This is a genomic window from Actinoalloteichus sp. AHMU CJ021 (assembly GCF_002895405.1).
GTDB lineage: Bacteria > Actinomycetota > Actinomycetes > Mycobacteriales > Pseudonocardiaceae > Actinoalloteichus_B > Actinoalloteichus_B caeruleus.
Genome location: NZ_CP025990.1, coordinates 4,422,199 through 4,436,526, shown reverse-complemented (window position 1 = coordinate 4,436,526; position 14,328 = coordinate 4,422,199). Strand labels below are relative to the sequence as shown.

Sequence of the window (14,328 nt, the reverse complement as noted above, 5' to 3'; positions counted from 1 at the left end):
CGACGTGCGGTCCCCGGCCCCGGGCGCTCCCGCTACTTCTTGCCCTTGCCCTTGTCGCTGGACTCCTCGGTGGACAGCGCGGCGACGAAGGCCTCCTGCGGGACCTCCACCCGGCCGACCATCTTCATCCGCTTCTTGCCTTCCTTCTGCTTCTCCAGCAGCTTCCGCTTCCGCGTGATGTCGCCGCCGTAGCACTTGGCGAGGACGTCCTTGCGGATCGCGCGGATCGTCTCCCTCGCGATCACGCGGGACCCGATGGCGGCCTGGATGGGCACCTCGTACTGCTGGCGCGGGATCAGCTCCCGCAGCTTCGTGGCCATCCGCGTCCCGTAGGCGTAGGCCCCGTCCTTGTGGACGATCGCGCTGAAGGCGTCGACCGGCTCACCCTGCAACAGGATGTCGACCTTGACGAGGTCGGAGCTCTGCTCGCCGGACTCCTCGTAGTCCAGGGAGGCGTATCCCCTGGTCCTGGACTTCAGCGAGTCGAAGAAGTCGTAGATGATCTCGGCGAGGGGCAGCGTGTACCGCAGCTCCACACGGGACTCGGACAGGTAGTCCATCCCGTCCAACTGGCCGCGGCGGCTCTGGCAGAGCTCCATGATCGCGCCGACGAACTCGTTCGGCGCGATGACCGTGCAGCGGGTGATGGGCTCGAAGATCTCCGCGATCTTGCCGGTGGGCCAGTCGGAGGGGTTGGTGACCTCCTGCTCGGTCCCGTCGTCGAGGCGCACCCGGTACACGACGTTGGGAGCGGTCGAGATCAGGTCGAGCCCGGCCTCCCGCTCCAGCCGGTCCCGGGTGATCTCCAGGTGCAGCAGCCCCAGGAAACCGCAGCGGAACCCGAACCCGAGCGCCGCCGAGGTCTCGGGTTCGTAGGTGAGGGCGGCGTCGTTCAGCTGGAGCTTGTCCAACGCCTCCCTGAGCTCCGGGTAGTCCGAGCCGTCCACCGGGTACAGCCCGGCGTAGACCATCGGCTTCGGCTCCCGGTACCCACCGAGCGCTTCCTTGGCGCCCTTGCGCTCCAGGGTGATGGTGTCCCCGACCTTGGACTGCCGGACGTCCTTGACCCCGGTGATCAGGTAACCGACCTCACCCACGCCCAAGCCGGGGCAGGGCTTGGGCTCGGGGCTGATGATGCCGACCTCGAGCAGCTCGTGCGTCGCGCCGGTGGACATCATCCTGATGCGTTCCCGGGGCATGATCCGGCCGTCGACGACCCGGATGTAGGTCACGACGCCCCGGTAGGTGTCGTAGACGGAGTCGAAGATCATCGCCCGGGCCGGGGAGTCGGTCTGGCCGGTGGGCGGCGGGATCTGCCGCACCGCCTCGTCCAGCAGCTCACCGACTCCCATCCCCGTCTTCGCCGACACCTTGAGCACGTCGCTGGGTTCGCAGCCGATGATGTGCGCCAGCTCGGCGGCGTACTTCTCCGGCTCGGCGGCGGGCAGGTCGATCTTGTTGAGCACGGGGATGATCGTGAGGTCGTGCTCCAGCGCCAGGTAGAGGTTGGCCAGGGTCTGCGCCTCGATGCCCTGCGCCGCGTCGACCAGCAGGATCGCGCCCTCGCAGGCGGCCAGGGACCTGCTGACCTCGTAGGTGAAGTCCACGTGACCCGGTGTGTCGATCAGGTGCAGCACGTGGTCCTGGCCGTCGACCCGCCACGGCAGGCGCACGTTCTGCGCCTTGATGGTGATGCCGCGTTCCCGCTCGATGTCCATCCGGTCGAGGTACTGGGCGCGCATGGCGCGGTCCTCGACGACCCCGGTGAGCTGGAGCATCCGGTCGGCCAGGGTCGACTTGCCGTGGTCGATGTGCGCGATGATGCAGAAGTTCCGGATGAGTTCCGGCGAGGTGAAGGTCGTGTCTGCGAACGTGCTCAATGCAAGCTTCCTCGCGCGGTCGGGCGGAAGGGTGGACGCTCCCATCGTCCCATGACACCGTCCGGGTGCGGCGTGTGTCCTCCCGGTCGCCTGTCCGGTGCTCCCGGACGCCCTGTGCTGTCATGGACGGGTGGGAAGGCACCGCTCGGTGTTGGGGCGGGCGGCGTTCGGGGAGCCGCGCGGCCTGCCTGGCAGGCTGGGCGGACTGCTGATGTCCTGGCTGAACCGCTCCGTGGAGCGCCACGCGGTGCTCCTCGCCGACCCGGCGCCCAGGGACACGGTCCTCGTCATCGGCTTCGGACCGGGTGTCGGTCTCCTCGCCGCGGCCGAGGCCGCGTGGCGTGGTCACGTCGTCGGCGTCGACCCGTCCCGGATCATGGTGCGAACCGCGCTGGCCCGCTGCGCGGAGCGGGTGCGCTCCGGCCAGATGCGCCTGCACCTGGGAACCGCCGCGGAGCTCGGTGAGGCCGACGACTCGGTCGACATCGCGATCTCGGTGAACAACGTGCACCTGTGGCCGGACAGGAGGGCCGGGTTCACCGAGGTGCGCCGGGTGCTCCGCCCGCACGGCCGGCTCGTGCTCTCCGCGCACCGGGGCGTGCTGGGCAACGTCCTGGACGAGATCCCCGACGAGCTGACGGCCTGCGGTTTCACCTCGGTGGAGGTCGACATCGACGACAGGGGCGTCGGCGGTTCCGTGGAGATCATCGGGACCCGCGCCGGGTGACGACGACGGCCCCGGCGCGGGGTCCCGTTCGTCCTGGTCGAGCGGATCGATGGCTCCGTGCCGCCGATCGCTGGCGGGGCCCGCCCGGAACGCACGGCGTGCCCCGGTCAGGGCTCCGGGTCGAACCGGGTGTCGCGGCGCAGGGGGTGGTCGGAGGGGATCTCCACGAGCACGATGCGCAGGCCGTCCGGGTCGGCGATCCACATCTCCCGGAGCCCCCAGGGCTCGGTCCGGGGTTCCCGCAGCACCGGGACCCCGCGACGGGTGAGCTCGGCCTCGGTGTCCGCGAGGTCGCGGACCTGCACCCAGATCGCGACGTCCGGAGCGGACGAACCAGTTCCCCGTCCGGAGAGTTCCAGGAACCCGTTGCCGAGGAAGAACACCGTCCCGCCGGGGAACTCCCGGTGGATCGCCAGTCCCAACGCGTCCCGGTAGAACCGGAGGCTGCGGTCGCGGTCGACGGGGCGCACCAGCACCCGGCTGCCGAGAACCTCCATCGGGGCTCCCTCCCTCGGATGTCGACGGGCCGTCGGCGCCGACGGCCCGGGGGTCCTCGTCCATGCTCCCCCAGGAGGCGCCCGAGGTGGTCACGAGAGGCGGCGCTCCTGCCCATCGCGACGCCGTCGACGCCCTCACGTTGATCGACCGGCATTCCGTTGCCAGACTGATCACCCCCGTTCTGTCCGTTCTGTCCGGGCAGCGGCCCCAGCGAAAGGGAACCTCGTGCGCGTACGCCGGTACACCTCCGCCGACCGCCCGGCCTGCCTGGCACTGGCCCATCGCCTGCGGGAGGGTGTCGCGGAGTGGCGTGACCCCGGGGCCGTCACGGCGACCGCGCGGGACTGGTTGGCCCGGTCCCTGGACCTGGCCACCAGCGACCTGAGCCCGGCGTTCGTCGCGGAGGTCGACGGCCGCGTCGCCGGCGTGGTGACCGTCAGCGAGCGCCGGCACTTCACCGGCACCGCCGAGGTCCACGTCGCCGAGCTGGTGGTGGACGAGGGGCTGGAGGGGCGGGGCATCGGGAGCGCACTGGTGCGCACGGCCGAGGAGTGGGGACGGACCCGGGGTCTGCGCCGGCTGAGCCTGGAGACGGGGGCCGCCAACCACCGCGCGCGGTCGCTGTACGCGGCCCTGGGGTACCAGGAGGAGGATGTCCGGCTGAGCAAGGACATCGCCGGGGCCGCGGCCAGCCCGATCGAGGCGGACGGCGCCGTCGAGCCCCGGACGGGCGAGCCGGATGGCAGCCCGCTCGCCTCGTCCCGAACGAGGTGACCGCCACGGCCCCAGCGAGGTGACGGCGGACGCCTGACCGAGGTGACGGCGGGCAACCCGAAAAAGTGATATCATCTTGCTAGATGATCAGTCGCTCGCAGGAAAGGGCGTCCACCATGACCACTTCACCGCAGGCCGTCGCGGAGAGGGTGCCCATGCCCTCCCCCCAGTACCGCGAGCGGACCGCCTTCAGCCTCCCCGGCCTCCCGGTGACCGGCGCCCTGACCGTGCTGGTCCTCGGAGGGGGCGGTGCGATCGCCGCCGGCGTGAACGGGTCGGGGGTCCTGATCGGCGTCGGCGTCGTCGCCCTGGTGGCCGCCGCCCTCCTCGGTCCCGGCCTGGTGATGGTCCAACCCAACGAGGCACGGGTCGTCCAGTTCCTCGGCCGCTACACGGGGACGGTCCGCCGGGACGGCCTCCAGTGGGTCAACCCCTTCACCAGCAGGGCCCGGGTCTCCCTGCGCATCCGCAACTTCGAGACCTCCGTCATGAAGGTCAACGACGCCGACGGGAGCCCGGTGGAGATCGCGGCCGTCGTCGTCTGGCAGGTGGAGGACAGCGCCCGGGCCTCCTTCGAGGTCGACAGCTTCGTGATGTTCGTGGAGACCCAGACCGAGGCCGCCGTGCGGCACATCGCCACCAGCTATCCCTACGACAACCCCGACGACTCGGCGTTCTCCCTGCGCGACAACGCCGAGAAGATCACCGAGCAGCTCTCCGCCGAGATCTCCGCCCGGGTGGAGTCGGCCGGCGTGCGGGTCATCGAGTCCCGCATCACCCACCTGGCATACGCCCCGGAGATCGCGCAGGTCATGCTGCAGCGACAGCAGGCGAACGCCGTGGTCGCGGCGAGGTCCCGCATCGTCGAGGGCGCGGTGGGCATGGTCGACATGGCCCTTGCGAAGATCGCCGAGCAGGGCATGGTCGAGCTCGACGAGGAACGGAAGGCGACGATGGTCAGCAATCTTCTGACGGTGCTGTGCAGCGACAGGGCCACCCAGCCGGTGGTCAACACGGGCTCCCTCTACAACTGATCACTGTGGCTGGCCGCAAGAGCTTCCTCCTCCGACTGGACCCGGCGGTGCACGACGCACTGGTCCGGTGGGCGAACGACGAACTGCGCAGCGCCAACGCCCAGATCGAGTTCCTCCTCAGACGCTCGCTGTCCGAGGCGGGCAGGCTGCCGAGCCAGGCGGGCCAGCTGCCCCGCAGGGGACGCCCGCCCAAGAAGGTGGAGCCCGACGACGAGGCGTGAACCGCCCTGGCGCTTCCGACGCCGCCAGGCCGACGCGGTACCGGGGGACCGCGTCCCTGGTGGCGACGGCCACGCCCGGGGGCTCTCCCGGGCGTCCCGGCATGGGGTAGCATCGCCACCATGCGGCGTTATTGGCGGTTTAGCTGGCCGGCCCGGAATGGGCATGCCAGCGCCGTGACGCGCTGATTCCCACCATTCCGAGCCGGCACACGATGGCCGAGAGGCCAGTGCTGTCGTTCGCCGTTCGTTCTCCACGAAGGCGAGCCGGCTCGACACCGGTGGTGGGGTGCGGTCGGTTCGCGGAAAGGCTGCCCGCCGTGTCCCCCGCCCCCAGCGCACCCCCGGTCGACCAGCTGAACGACCAGCGGGTGCTCCGCGTACGCCCGCTGGCGTCCCCCGCGCTGCTCAAGGACCGCCTCCCCCTGACCGACCAGGCCCGGGACGTGGTGCTGCGAGGCCGCCGGGACGTCGTCGACGTCCTCACCGGCCGGGACGAGCGCCTGTTGGCCGTGGTCGGCCCGTGCTCCGTCCACGACCCCGCCGCCGCCCTCGACTACGCGACCAGGCTCGCCGCGCTCGCCGAGGAGGTCCGGGACCAGGTGCTCGTCGTGATGCGGGTCTACTTCGAGAAGCCCCGGACCACTCTCGGGTGGAAGGGCCTGATCAACGACCCGGGGCTCGACGGGAGCTACCAGGTCAACGAGGGCCTCACCCTCGCCCGTCAACTGCTGCTGGACGTCCTCGCGCTCGGCCTCCCCGTCGGCTGCGAGTTCCTGGACCCGATCACGCCGCAGTACATCGCCGACACGGTCAGCTGGGGATCGATCGGCGCCAGGACCGCGCAGAGCCAGGTCCACCGCCAGCTCTCCAGCGGGCTGTCCATGCCGATCGGCATCAAGAACTCCACCGAGGGTGACGTGCAGTCCGCGGTCGACGCGGTCCGCTCCGCCGCCGCCGAACACGTCTTCACCGGCATCAACGAGGACGGCCAGGCGGCCATCCTCAGCACCACCGGCAACGAGGACTGCCACGTGGTGCTCCGGGGCAGCGCCCAGGGGCCGAACTACGACGCCGCCTCCGTGCGGGCCACCCTGGAGCGCCTGGCGGCGGCCGGGCTCCCGGAACGGGTCGTCGTCGACGCCAGCCACGGCAACAGCGGCAAGGACCACCGACGCCAGCCGGCCGTGGTGGCGGACCTCGCGCGGCGGCTGGCCGGCGGCGAACGGGGTGTGCGGGGTGTGATGCTGGAGAGCTTCCTGGAGGAGGGGAACCAGCCGCTGGCGGACCCGGCGTCGCTGGTGTACGGGCGGAGCGTCACCGACGCGTGCCTCGGCTGGCCGGACACCGCCGACGTGCTGCGGACGCTGGCGGCCACCCTCCGGGCGGCCGACCCCACCCGCTCGGGAGCCGGCACGGGGTGACGGGAGGACGCGGAGGACGCGGGCTGGTCAGCCAGCGGAGGGAGCGCTGGACCGTGCCCCGGTCCGGGGAATCGGCGGGAAAGTGGTCAGGGGACAACACGCCGATTTCCCAACCGGTCAACGTTCCACCAATTCACACCAGCCCGCTGAATCCGTCGTCGAGGTAGGCCGCGAGATCCGGCCCCGCCGAATTCGCCAGCACGTGGCGCACCCACGCTCCCCGTTCGTAGGCCACCACGGCGAGGTCCCAGACCGAACCCATCGTCTGCGACCGCACCTCGCGGAAAGTGTGCGCGCTGTCGCGGGTCGAGGAGAACCGGCGCTGCACGAGGGTCGCGCTCCGCTCCCACCAGTGCACCTGCGTCAGGCAGTGCTCCGAGGTCTCGTGCGCCACCACGAACCCGACCCCGTGCACCTCCGAATCGGTCCCGGTCGCCGAGACCACCGAGACGGCCTGCGTGACGGCGGCGTCGATCACCTCACCATCCGGCTGTCTGGACCGGGCTGATATTCCGTAGCACTTGATCCGCCACCCCGCGACCGCCTCGATTCCCAGGAATCGGATTGGTCTGGGCTGATAGGAGTTCTCGCCAGCTGCCGACACGCCTGAAGATTCTCAACTCGTCGACGGTGTCTGTCGACCCGTGAGAACGGTTCGGACGACAGGATCGACGGGAACTCGCCCACCTGCCGCCGCCCCGGCGGCCGCCGGGGCGAGCGCCGCGCGGCCGTTCGGACCCGCCGGTCGCGCGGCCCGAGGGCTCGCCCCGCCCGCCGACCACGCGAACCGACTCGTTCCCCGCGCCCTGCCGAGCCGGTGGAACGGACGCGCGTCCGGCGGGAGCGCCCGCTCGGGCCCGCCCCGCGCTTCCGGGCCCGGGAGCCGAGGAGTCGTCCGCCACCCCGCGACGCCGGTGCGCCCCTTCCCGCGCCAGGCGGGCCAGCACCGGGAACCGCCCTCCCCCGAAAAGCGGCGTCGGACAGCCGGGGGCGAACGGCGGCGCCAGCACCCCTCGCCGCGTCGATCGTGGACCTCCCGAACCCGAACCACCCACGACCAGGGCGCGCCCGGGACACCCGCGTCCGAGAAGGCCCTCGCGACGGCCCGGGAGTGGGTCGACGACCAGCCGGGGCCGCCCTCGGCCTCACACCCCTCCACCCGCCGCCAGCGCGCCGTTGACCCCCGCACGGGCACCAGGACCACGCCCGGCCGGTCAGCCGCCCGTCGCCAACCGCCAAGCCAGGCTGACCACCATCGCCACCACCACCGTCAGGAAGACCCGCCGGATGAACTCGGAGCCCCGCCGGCTCGCCAGCATCGCGCCGGACACGCTGCCCGCCAGGTTGCAGACCGCCATCACCAGGCCCAGCCCCCACAGCACCTTGCCAGCCGGGATGAAGTAGCAGAGCGCCCCGATGTTCGTCGCGGTGTTGACGAGCTTCGCTGTCGCGGAGGCGTGCAGGAAGGCGTAGCCGACCAGCCCCACCAGCAGGAACACCAGGAAGGAACCCGTGCCGGGTCCGGCGAGACCGTCCCAGAAACCGATGGTCGCGCCGCCAAGGGAAGCCAGCAGGATCTGGTGCCGGCGGCCGAAACGCGGCGCTTCGACGCTGCCCAGCGACGGCCGACGCCAGGTGTAGACGCCGACGACGACCAACGCGACCAGCACCACGGAGTTCAACGCGACCGACGGGAGCAGGTTCGCGAAGGCCGCGCCGCCCACCGCCCCCAGGAACGCCACGACCGCCATGGGCACCGCCGTGCTCCAGTCGATCCTGGTCCGCCTGGCATAGGTCGGGACGGCGGACGCGGTGCCCACCACCGCCGCCACCTTGCTCGTCGCCAGCGAGAAGATCGGTTCCCCTCCCGGCATGACCAGGAGCAGCGCGGGCAACTGGATCAGGCCACCACCGCCCACGATCGCATCCACCGCCCCGGCCGCGAACGCCGCCGCGCAGAGCAGCAGCAGTGCCGCCAGGGACACGTCGGCGAAGCCCGGCCAGTTCAGCGCGCTAGTCACTCGAACGAGCGTACGAGGTGCGTGGCGGTGGTTCCGCGATGCCATCGACCGGCCACCACGACCACGCCGTCGGGTCGCTGGTACCGTTGTCCGCCGTGCCGTGCGGCATTCCGCCAGGGAGGAAACCCGCCACCGCTCGGACGGTCGAGTCACCACTCGACCTCGCGCCAGGTGGCGGCGCCAACACAGCGCGGCACGAACCACGTCGAGATCAAGGGGTGCCCTCGTGGCGAACATCAAGTCCCAGATGAAGCGGATCCGGACCAACGAGAAGGCCCGGCTGCGGAACAAGGCCGTCCGCTCCTCGGTGAAGACCGCCATCCGCAAGTTCCGCGAGGCCGTGGAGGCCGGCGACAAGGACAAGGCCGTGCAGCTCAGCCGCGAGGCCAACCGCAAGCTCGACAAGGCTGTCAGCAAGGGCGTCATCCACGCCAACCAGGCCGCCAACAAGAAGTCGGCCATCGCGCAGCGCGCCAACTCGCTCTGACCCGCGGACCGCGGTCACGTCCGGTGGGGGCCTCCCGTTCGCGGGGCGGCCCCCACCGTCGTTCCCGCCCCGTCGACGCCCCGGACTCCGCCACCGGACCCGGTCCGCGCCCTGGGGATCACCCCGGGTAGCTCCTCAGTCGAAACCAGGGCCCGCACGCCCGGCGTCCGGACCGGCACAGGTGAACGGGACGAGGAGCTGGTCCCCACCGGGCGGCGCGCACGACGGCCCCGACGAGGGCAGCCGCGGAGCGTGTGCGGGACATGCGCGGAGTGTGCGCTGGTCAGCGGGCGCGCTGCCCCGCGCGCTGGGCACGCGCCACCTCGAGCACCGCCCGTTCCAGGGCGTACGACGCGTCGGCCGCCTGCCCCTTCACCTCCCCGTTGAGGGTCGCCACCACCCGCATCGCCCGCACCAGCGAGTCGTCCTCCCAGCCCCGGATCTGGTTGCGCACCTTCTTGACCTTCCACGGCGGCATCCCCAGCTGCCCGGCCAGCCGGAACGGGTCCCCGCCGCCCGCGCCGCGCACCAGCGCGACCGAACGCACCGCGTCCGCCAGGGCGTCGGCGACCAACACGTGGGGAACCCCCAGGCTCAGCGCCCACCGCAACGCCTCCAGCGCCCCGGGGACGTCCCCGACCACCGCGCGCTCCGCCACGGCGAATCCGGTGACCTCGGCCCGGCCGCGGTGGTAGCGCCGCACCGTCGCCTCGTCCAGCGGGCCGTCGTGGTCCGACACCAGCTGCGCGGCCGCCGAGGCGAGCTCCCGCAGGTCCGAACCCACCGCCTCGATGAGCGCGTGCACCCCCGCCGCGTCGATGCGTCCCCCCGCCACCCGCACCTCGTTGCGGACGAAGGCCTCCCGATCGGACGCCTTCGTCACCTTGGGGCACTCGGTCACCTCCGCACCGGCCGAGCGGAGCGTGGCCGGCAACTGCTTCGCCAGCTTCGACCGACCACCACCCGAGTGCACCACGACCAGCACGACGCCCTCGGCTGGCGCACGGCAGTAGGCGGCCACGGCCTCGCAGATCTCCGCCCCCGCCTCCTGCGCGGCCTCGAGCACCACCACCCTCGCCTCGGCGAACAACGACGGGCTGACCAGCTCGGCGAGGTGGGGCGGGGTGAGTTCGGTGGCGCGGAGCCTGGTCAGCTCGGCCATCGGTTCCGCCACGCGCAGCTGGCGCAGGGTCTCCCGGGTGGCCCGTTCCACCAGCAGTTCCTCATCACCGAGGATGAGCTGGAGCGGGGCTGGCGGAGCGGGCTGGGGGGGCACGCCGGGATTCTCCCACGCAGGCCCGGACCGTCGCGCTCCCGCATTCCGGACACCGCTGGCCCCGGCCCACCCCCATGCCCTAGCGTGTGCCGCACAACCGAACAGCGCTCATCCAGAGGGGTAGAGGGATCGGCCCGACGACACCCCGGCAACCAGCGCCAGTTGGACGTGGCCCCACCACGCCGCTGCCGCACTCGGTGCCAAATCCGGCCCGCCCAGCGGGAAAGATGAGGAGAGGCCTCGCCATGACAGTCACTGCTGGCTCGAGCACGACGCCAGGAACCCGCCGCCCGCTCGACCTCGGCCCCGCCGTCGCGTTGGCCTCGAAGGAGAGCGGCCACCAGATCCCCCTCGCCCCCGAGTTCGTCTCCCCGGACGACTTCGCTCCGCTGGAGGTCGTGTACGACTTCGGTCGCGTCCGCCGCGAGGACATCGAGGCCGGGCCCCGCTCGATCTGGCGGTACAAGCGGTTGCTGCCGGTCCCCAGCGACATCGAGACCATCCCCAGCACCGACCCCGGCTGCACCAGGCTGGTGCGTGCCGACAGCCTGGCCAGGGAGCTCGGGGTGCGCCGGTTGTGGGTCAAGGACGACACCGGCAACCCGACGCACTCCTTCAAGGACCGCGTGGTGGCCGTGGCCCTCGCCGCCGCCCGGGAGTTCGGGTTCCGCGTGCTGGCCTGTCCCTCCACCGGCAACCTCGCCAACGCCGTCGCCGCCGCGGCCGCGCGCGCCGGTTGGGACTCGGTCGTGCTGGTCCCCTCCACGCTCGAACGGGCCAAGGTGCTCACCACCGCCGTGTACGACGGCACGCTCATCGCCGTCGACGGCAACTACGACGACGTGAACCGGCTGGCCACCGAACTGGCCGCCGAACACGAGGACTGGGCGTTCGTCAACGTCAACGTGCGCCCCTACTACGGCGAGGGATCCAAGACCCTCGGCTTCGAGGTGGCCGAACAGCTCGGGTGGCGGCTGCCCGAGCAGATCGTCGTCCCGATCGCCTCGGGTTCCCAGCTCACCAAGGTGGACAGGGCCTTCCGGGAGTTCGGTGAACTCGGCCTGGTCGAGCCAACGCCCTACCGGGTCTTCGGCGCCCAGGCCAACGGGTGCTCGCCCGTGGCCTCCGCGTTCAAAGCGGGACTCGACGTCGTCCAACCGGTACGACCGGAGACGATCGCCCGTTCCCTGGCCATCGGCGCACCCGCCGACGGCCCCTACGTCCTCGACACCGTGCGCCGCACCGGCGGGGCGATCGAGGACGTCACCGACCAGGAGATCGTCGAGGGCATCCGACTCCTCGCCCGCACGGAGGGCATCTTCACCGAGACGGCGGGTGGTGTCACCGTCGCCACCGCCAAGAAGCTGATCGAGTCCGGACAACTGGACCCCGACGCCGAAACGGTGCTGCTCATCACCGGCGACGGCCTCAAGACCCTCGACGCGATCAGCGACCACGTCGGGCCGAAGGCCACCGTGCCCCCCACCGCGCAGGCGGTGCACGAGGTGCTGGGACAGCCCGGTTCCTGATCCGGCCAGGTCCCGCCCCACGCGACCGGGGCGGGACCCCCGGCCCCACCCGAGGACCGCGGAGACCCTGGCCCGGGTGGGACGCCGTCCCACCCGGGTCACTCGGCGGTAGCCTCCCGCCACACCCGGACCCGAACCCCCTCCGGCCCCGGCCCGACGGCCAGGTGGCCGTTGAGGTCGGTGCGCACCACCGTCGCGCCCAACGCCCGCAGCTCGGCGATGACCTGGCCGCTCGGATGCCCGTACCGGTTGTCGGCACCCACGCTGATGATCGCGACCCGCGGGGCGACCCTGGTGAGGAACTCCGGGAGCGTGTACCGGGAACCGTGGTGCGGCACCTTCAGCACCGGGGCGGCCAGATCCACCCCCGCGCCCAGCAGGCCCGACTGGGCCGCAAGCTCCGCGTCCCCCGTCAGCAGCACCCGCCCCACCGAGGTGGTGGCCAGCAGGACCAGCGACGCGTTGTTCACCTCCGTTCCCGACGTCTCGTCGGCCACGTACCCGTCCAGCGGGCCCAGCACGTCGATGGCGAGCCCCGACCACCGCAGCCGCTGCCCCAACCGCAGCTCGACCAGGGGAACGCCCCTGCCCGCCGCGACGGCCGCGACCTCCTCGTAGGCCCAGGTCGGGGACCTGGCCGGCCCGAGCGCGACCGCTCCCACCCGCCGACCGGCCAGCACCCCGTCCAGCCCACCCACGTGGTCGGCGTGCAGATGGCTCAGGATGACCAGCGGGACGCGAGTGACCCCCAGACGGCGCAGGCAGTCGCCCACCCCGGTCAGATCCGGCCCGGCGTCCACGACCACCGCGCGCCCCGGCTCACCGGTCGCCAGCACCAGCGCGTCCCCCTGGCCCACGTCGCAGGCCACGAACGACCAGTCCGGCCCGGGCCACCCGGGGAAGGCGGTGCGCGCGGGGACCACCATCAACGCGCCACCCAGGACGACCCCGACCGCGGCCACCCGGAACCGGCTCGACCGGGCCGCGACCAGGACGACGGCCAACACCGCAGCCAACACCAGGCCGCCGCCCGCCCCGGCCGGCCAGGGCAGGGTGGGATGGGAGACACCCGCCGCCGTCCGACCCACCCAGATCAGCCACGACACCTCCGGCCCGGCCAGCCGGACGAAGAACTCCGCCACCCCGGGAGCCCACACCGAGAGGACGGCCGCGACCACACCGAACACCGTGGCCGGCGCGACCACGGGCGCGGCCACGATGTTCGCGACCACGCCGACCAGGCTCACCTCGGCCGACAGGGCCGCCACGACGGGCGCGGTCGTGACCTGCGCCGCGAGTGGTACGACCAGCGCCTCGGCCAGCCCGGCGGGTACTCCTCGCGTCCGCAGGGCCGCCACCCAGGGCGGGGCGAGCAGCACCAGACCACCGGTGGCCAGCACCGACAGCGTGAAACCGGCGCTCACGGCCAACGCCGGATCGACCAGCAGCAGCGCGGCCACCGTCGCCGCCAGGGCCGGCAGGGCCGAGCGCTCCCGGCCGAGCACCAACGCCAGCAGGGTGACGGCTCCCATGCCCGCCGCCCGCAGCACGCTGGGCTCGGGACGAGCGAGCACGACGAACCCGACCAGAGCCACTCCCGCCGCGACGGCGCTGCCCCTGGGTCCGGCTCCGACGGCGCGGGCGGCCAACAGCACGGCGCCGCACACCATGGCGAGATTCGAACCGCTGACGGCCGTGAGGTGGGTCAGCCCGGCGGTCCGGAACTCCTCGACGACCTGCGGGGACTGCTGGCTGGTGTCCCCCACGACCAGGGCGGGCAACAGCCCGGCCGGTTCCGGGGCCAACACCCGTGCCGCGTCCCGCAGCCCCTCCCGGAGCTCCCCTGCCCCCCGCTGCCACCACGGTGGCTCACTCGGGTGCCCGGGCGGGTCGCGGGCGCTGACCACCGCCAGCAGGGGTTCGCCGGACCGAGGCGGTGACAGCCGCCCCTCGACCGAGACCTCCTGCCCGGGCAGGAGCTCGCCCCAGCTGTCGGCGGGCGCGATCACCAGCACTCGTCCTCGCCCTCGTCGCACCCCGGGCTCCCCGGCCACGCGGTACGACTCCAACCGCGCCTCGACGACCACCCGCTGGTCGGGGCGACCCGACGGCGCACCACCAACGCGGCGAGGGTCGTCGCTGACCACCACCGCCATCGCCGCCGACCGCCCCTCCCCGGCGGCGATCCGCAGCGGATGCTCGACGGCGTCGCGGACCTCCACCGCCGTGACCACCGCGCTCACCACCGCCAGCCCGGCCACGACCGCCGCCTGGGGCCAGGTGCGTCGGTACCACGCCGGCCGGCACCACCGCACCACGAGCACCACCAGCGCGGCGACCACCACGGTCCCGACACCGACGAGCGGTGCCAGCCACCACTCCCCGAGGATCCCGGTGAGCGCCGTGCCCCAGACGGCGAGGGCGGCGGGGACGAGACGGGCGTCCGTCGCACGTGCCATG

The 14,328-nt window shown here is 72.5% G+C and carries 13 protein-coding genes and 1 riboswitch; of the genes, 7 read left to right on the top strand and 6 right to left on the bottom strand.

Going from position 1 to position 14,328, the window contains the following annotated elements; genetic code table 11:
* Window positions 1-32: 32 nt before the first annotated feature.
* Window positions 33-1,880, bottom strand: coding sequence for a translation elongation factor 4 (gene lepA / locus C1701_RS18760; RefSeq protein ID WP_026418468.1), 1,848 nt, complete (start codon window positions 1,878-1,880; stop codon window positions 33-35).
* Window positions 1,881-2,010: 130 nt separating this feature from the next.
* On the opposite strand from lepA, the gene C1701_RS18755 reads away from it, so the two are divergent.
* Complete coding sequence (locus tag C1701_RS18755) at window positions 2,011-2,607, top strand: class I SAM-dependent methyltransferase (RefSeq protein ID WP_051313852.1); 597 nt, start codon at window positions 2,011-2,013, stop codon at window positions 2,605-2,607.
* Window positions 2,608-2,714: 107 nt separating this feature from the next.
* Here the strand turns inward: C1701_RS18755 and C1701_RS18750 are convergent, their stop codons facing one another.
* Window positions 2,715-3,104 carry a VOC family protein gene (locus tag C1701_RS18750; protein ID WP_103056351.1) on the bottom strand — a complete coding sequence of 130 codons (390 nt, stop codon included), beginning with the start codon at window positions 3,102-3,104 and terminating at the stop codon, window positions 2,715-2,717.
* 226 nt (window positions 3,105-3,330) lie between these two features.
* On the opposite strand from C1701_RS18750, the gene C1701_RS18745 reads away from it, so the two are divergent.
* The 4 genes from C1701_RS18745 to C1701_RS18730 all read left to right on the top strand — a co-directional run bounded on the left by C1701_RS18745 (window position 3,331) and on the right by C1701_RS18730 (window position 6,555).
* On the top strand, window positions 3,331-3,879 hold the full coding sequence (locus C1701_RS18745; RefSeq protein ID WP_051313853.1) for a GNAT family N-acetyltransferase: 549 nt from the start codon (window positions 3,331-3,333) through the stop codon (window positions 3,877-3,879).
* A gap of 116 nt (window positions 3,880-3,995) precedes the next feature.
* Window positions 3,996-4,913, top strand: a complete 918-nt coding sequence (locus tag C1701_RS18740; protein WP_103056350.1) for an SPFH domain-containing protein — start codon at window positions 3,996-3,998, stop codon at window positions 4,911-4,913.
* Between the two features lie 5 nt (window positions 4,914-4,918).
* Window positions 4,919-5,134 (top strand): hypothetical protein, encoded by a 216-nt coding sequence (locus C1701_RS18735; protein WP_026418471.1) that lies wholly within the window; start codon window positions 4,919-4,921, stop codon window positions 5,132-5,134.
* 317 nt (window positions 5,135-5,451) lie between these two features.
* Window positions 5,452-6,555: a 3-deoxy-7-phosphoheptulonate synthase gene (locus C1701_RS18730; protein WP_103057099.1), complete on the top strand. Its 1,104-nt coding sequence runs from the start codon at window positions 5,452-5,454 to the stop codon at window positions 6,553-6,555.
* 133 nt (window positions 6,556-6,688) lie between these two features.
* Here the strand turns inward: C1701_RS18730 and C1701_RS18725 are convergent, their stop codons facing one another.
* Both C1701_RS18725 and C1701_RS18720 read right to left on the bottom strand, forming a co-directional pair.
* Entirely contained in the window at window positions 6,689-7,033 is a 345-nt protein-coding gene (locus tag C1701_RS18725; protein ID WP_051313854.1) for a hypothetical protein, read from the bottom strand.
* Window positions 7,034-7,769: 736 nt separating this feature from the next.
* Window positions 7,770-8,576 carry a sulfite exporter TauE/SafE family protein gene (locus C1701_RS18720; protein ID WP_026418473.1) on the bottom strand — a complete coding sequence of 269 codons (807 nt, stop codon included), beginning with the start codon at window positions 8,574-8,576 and terminating at the stop codon, window positions 7,770-7,772.
* 226 nt (window positions 8,577-8,802) lie between these two features.
* On the opposite strand from C1701_RS18720, the gene rpsT reads away from it, so the two are divergent.
* A complete protein-coding gene (gene rpsT, locus C1701_RS18715) occupies window positions 8,803-9,063 on the top strand; it encodes a 30S ribosomal protein S20 (protein WP_026418474.1) in 261 nt (86 codons plus the stop codon).
* 283 nt (window positions 9,064-9,346) lie between these two features.
* On the opposite strand, the gene holA is transcribed toward rpsT, so the two are convergent.
* Window positions 9,347-10,339, bottom strand: a complete 993-nt coding sequence (gene holA / locus C1701_RS18710) for a DNA polymerase III subunit delta (RefSeq protein ID WP_026418475.1) — start codon at window positions 10,337-10,339, stop codon at window positions 9,347-9,349.
* Window positions 10,340-10,444: 105 nt separating this feature from the next.
* A riboswitch (SAM riboswitch) is annotated at window positions 10,445-10,573 on the top strand.
* An 11-nt stretch (window positions 10,574-10,584) separates the two neighbouring features.
* Between holA and thrC the strand changes: the two genes are divergently transcribed.
* Window positions 10,585-11,868 (top strand): threonine synthase, encoded by a 1,284-nt coding sequence (gene thrC / locus C1701_RS18705; RefSeq protein WP_030105353.1) that lies wholly within the window; start codon window positions 10,585-10,587, stop codon window positions 11,866-11,868.
* Window positions 11,869-11,966: 98 nt separating this feature from the next.
* On the opposite strand, the gene C1701_RS18700 is transcribed toward thrC, so the two are convergent.
* A complete protein-coding gene (locus tag C1701_RS18700; RefSeq protein WP_103056349.1) occupies window positions 11,967-14,327 on the bottom strand; it encodes a ComEC/Rec2 family competence protein in 2,361 nt (786 codons plus the stop codon).
* Window position 14,328 lies beyond the last annotated feature (1 nt).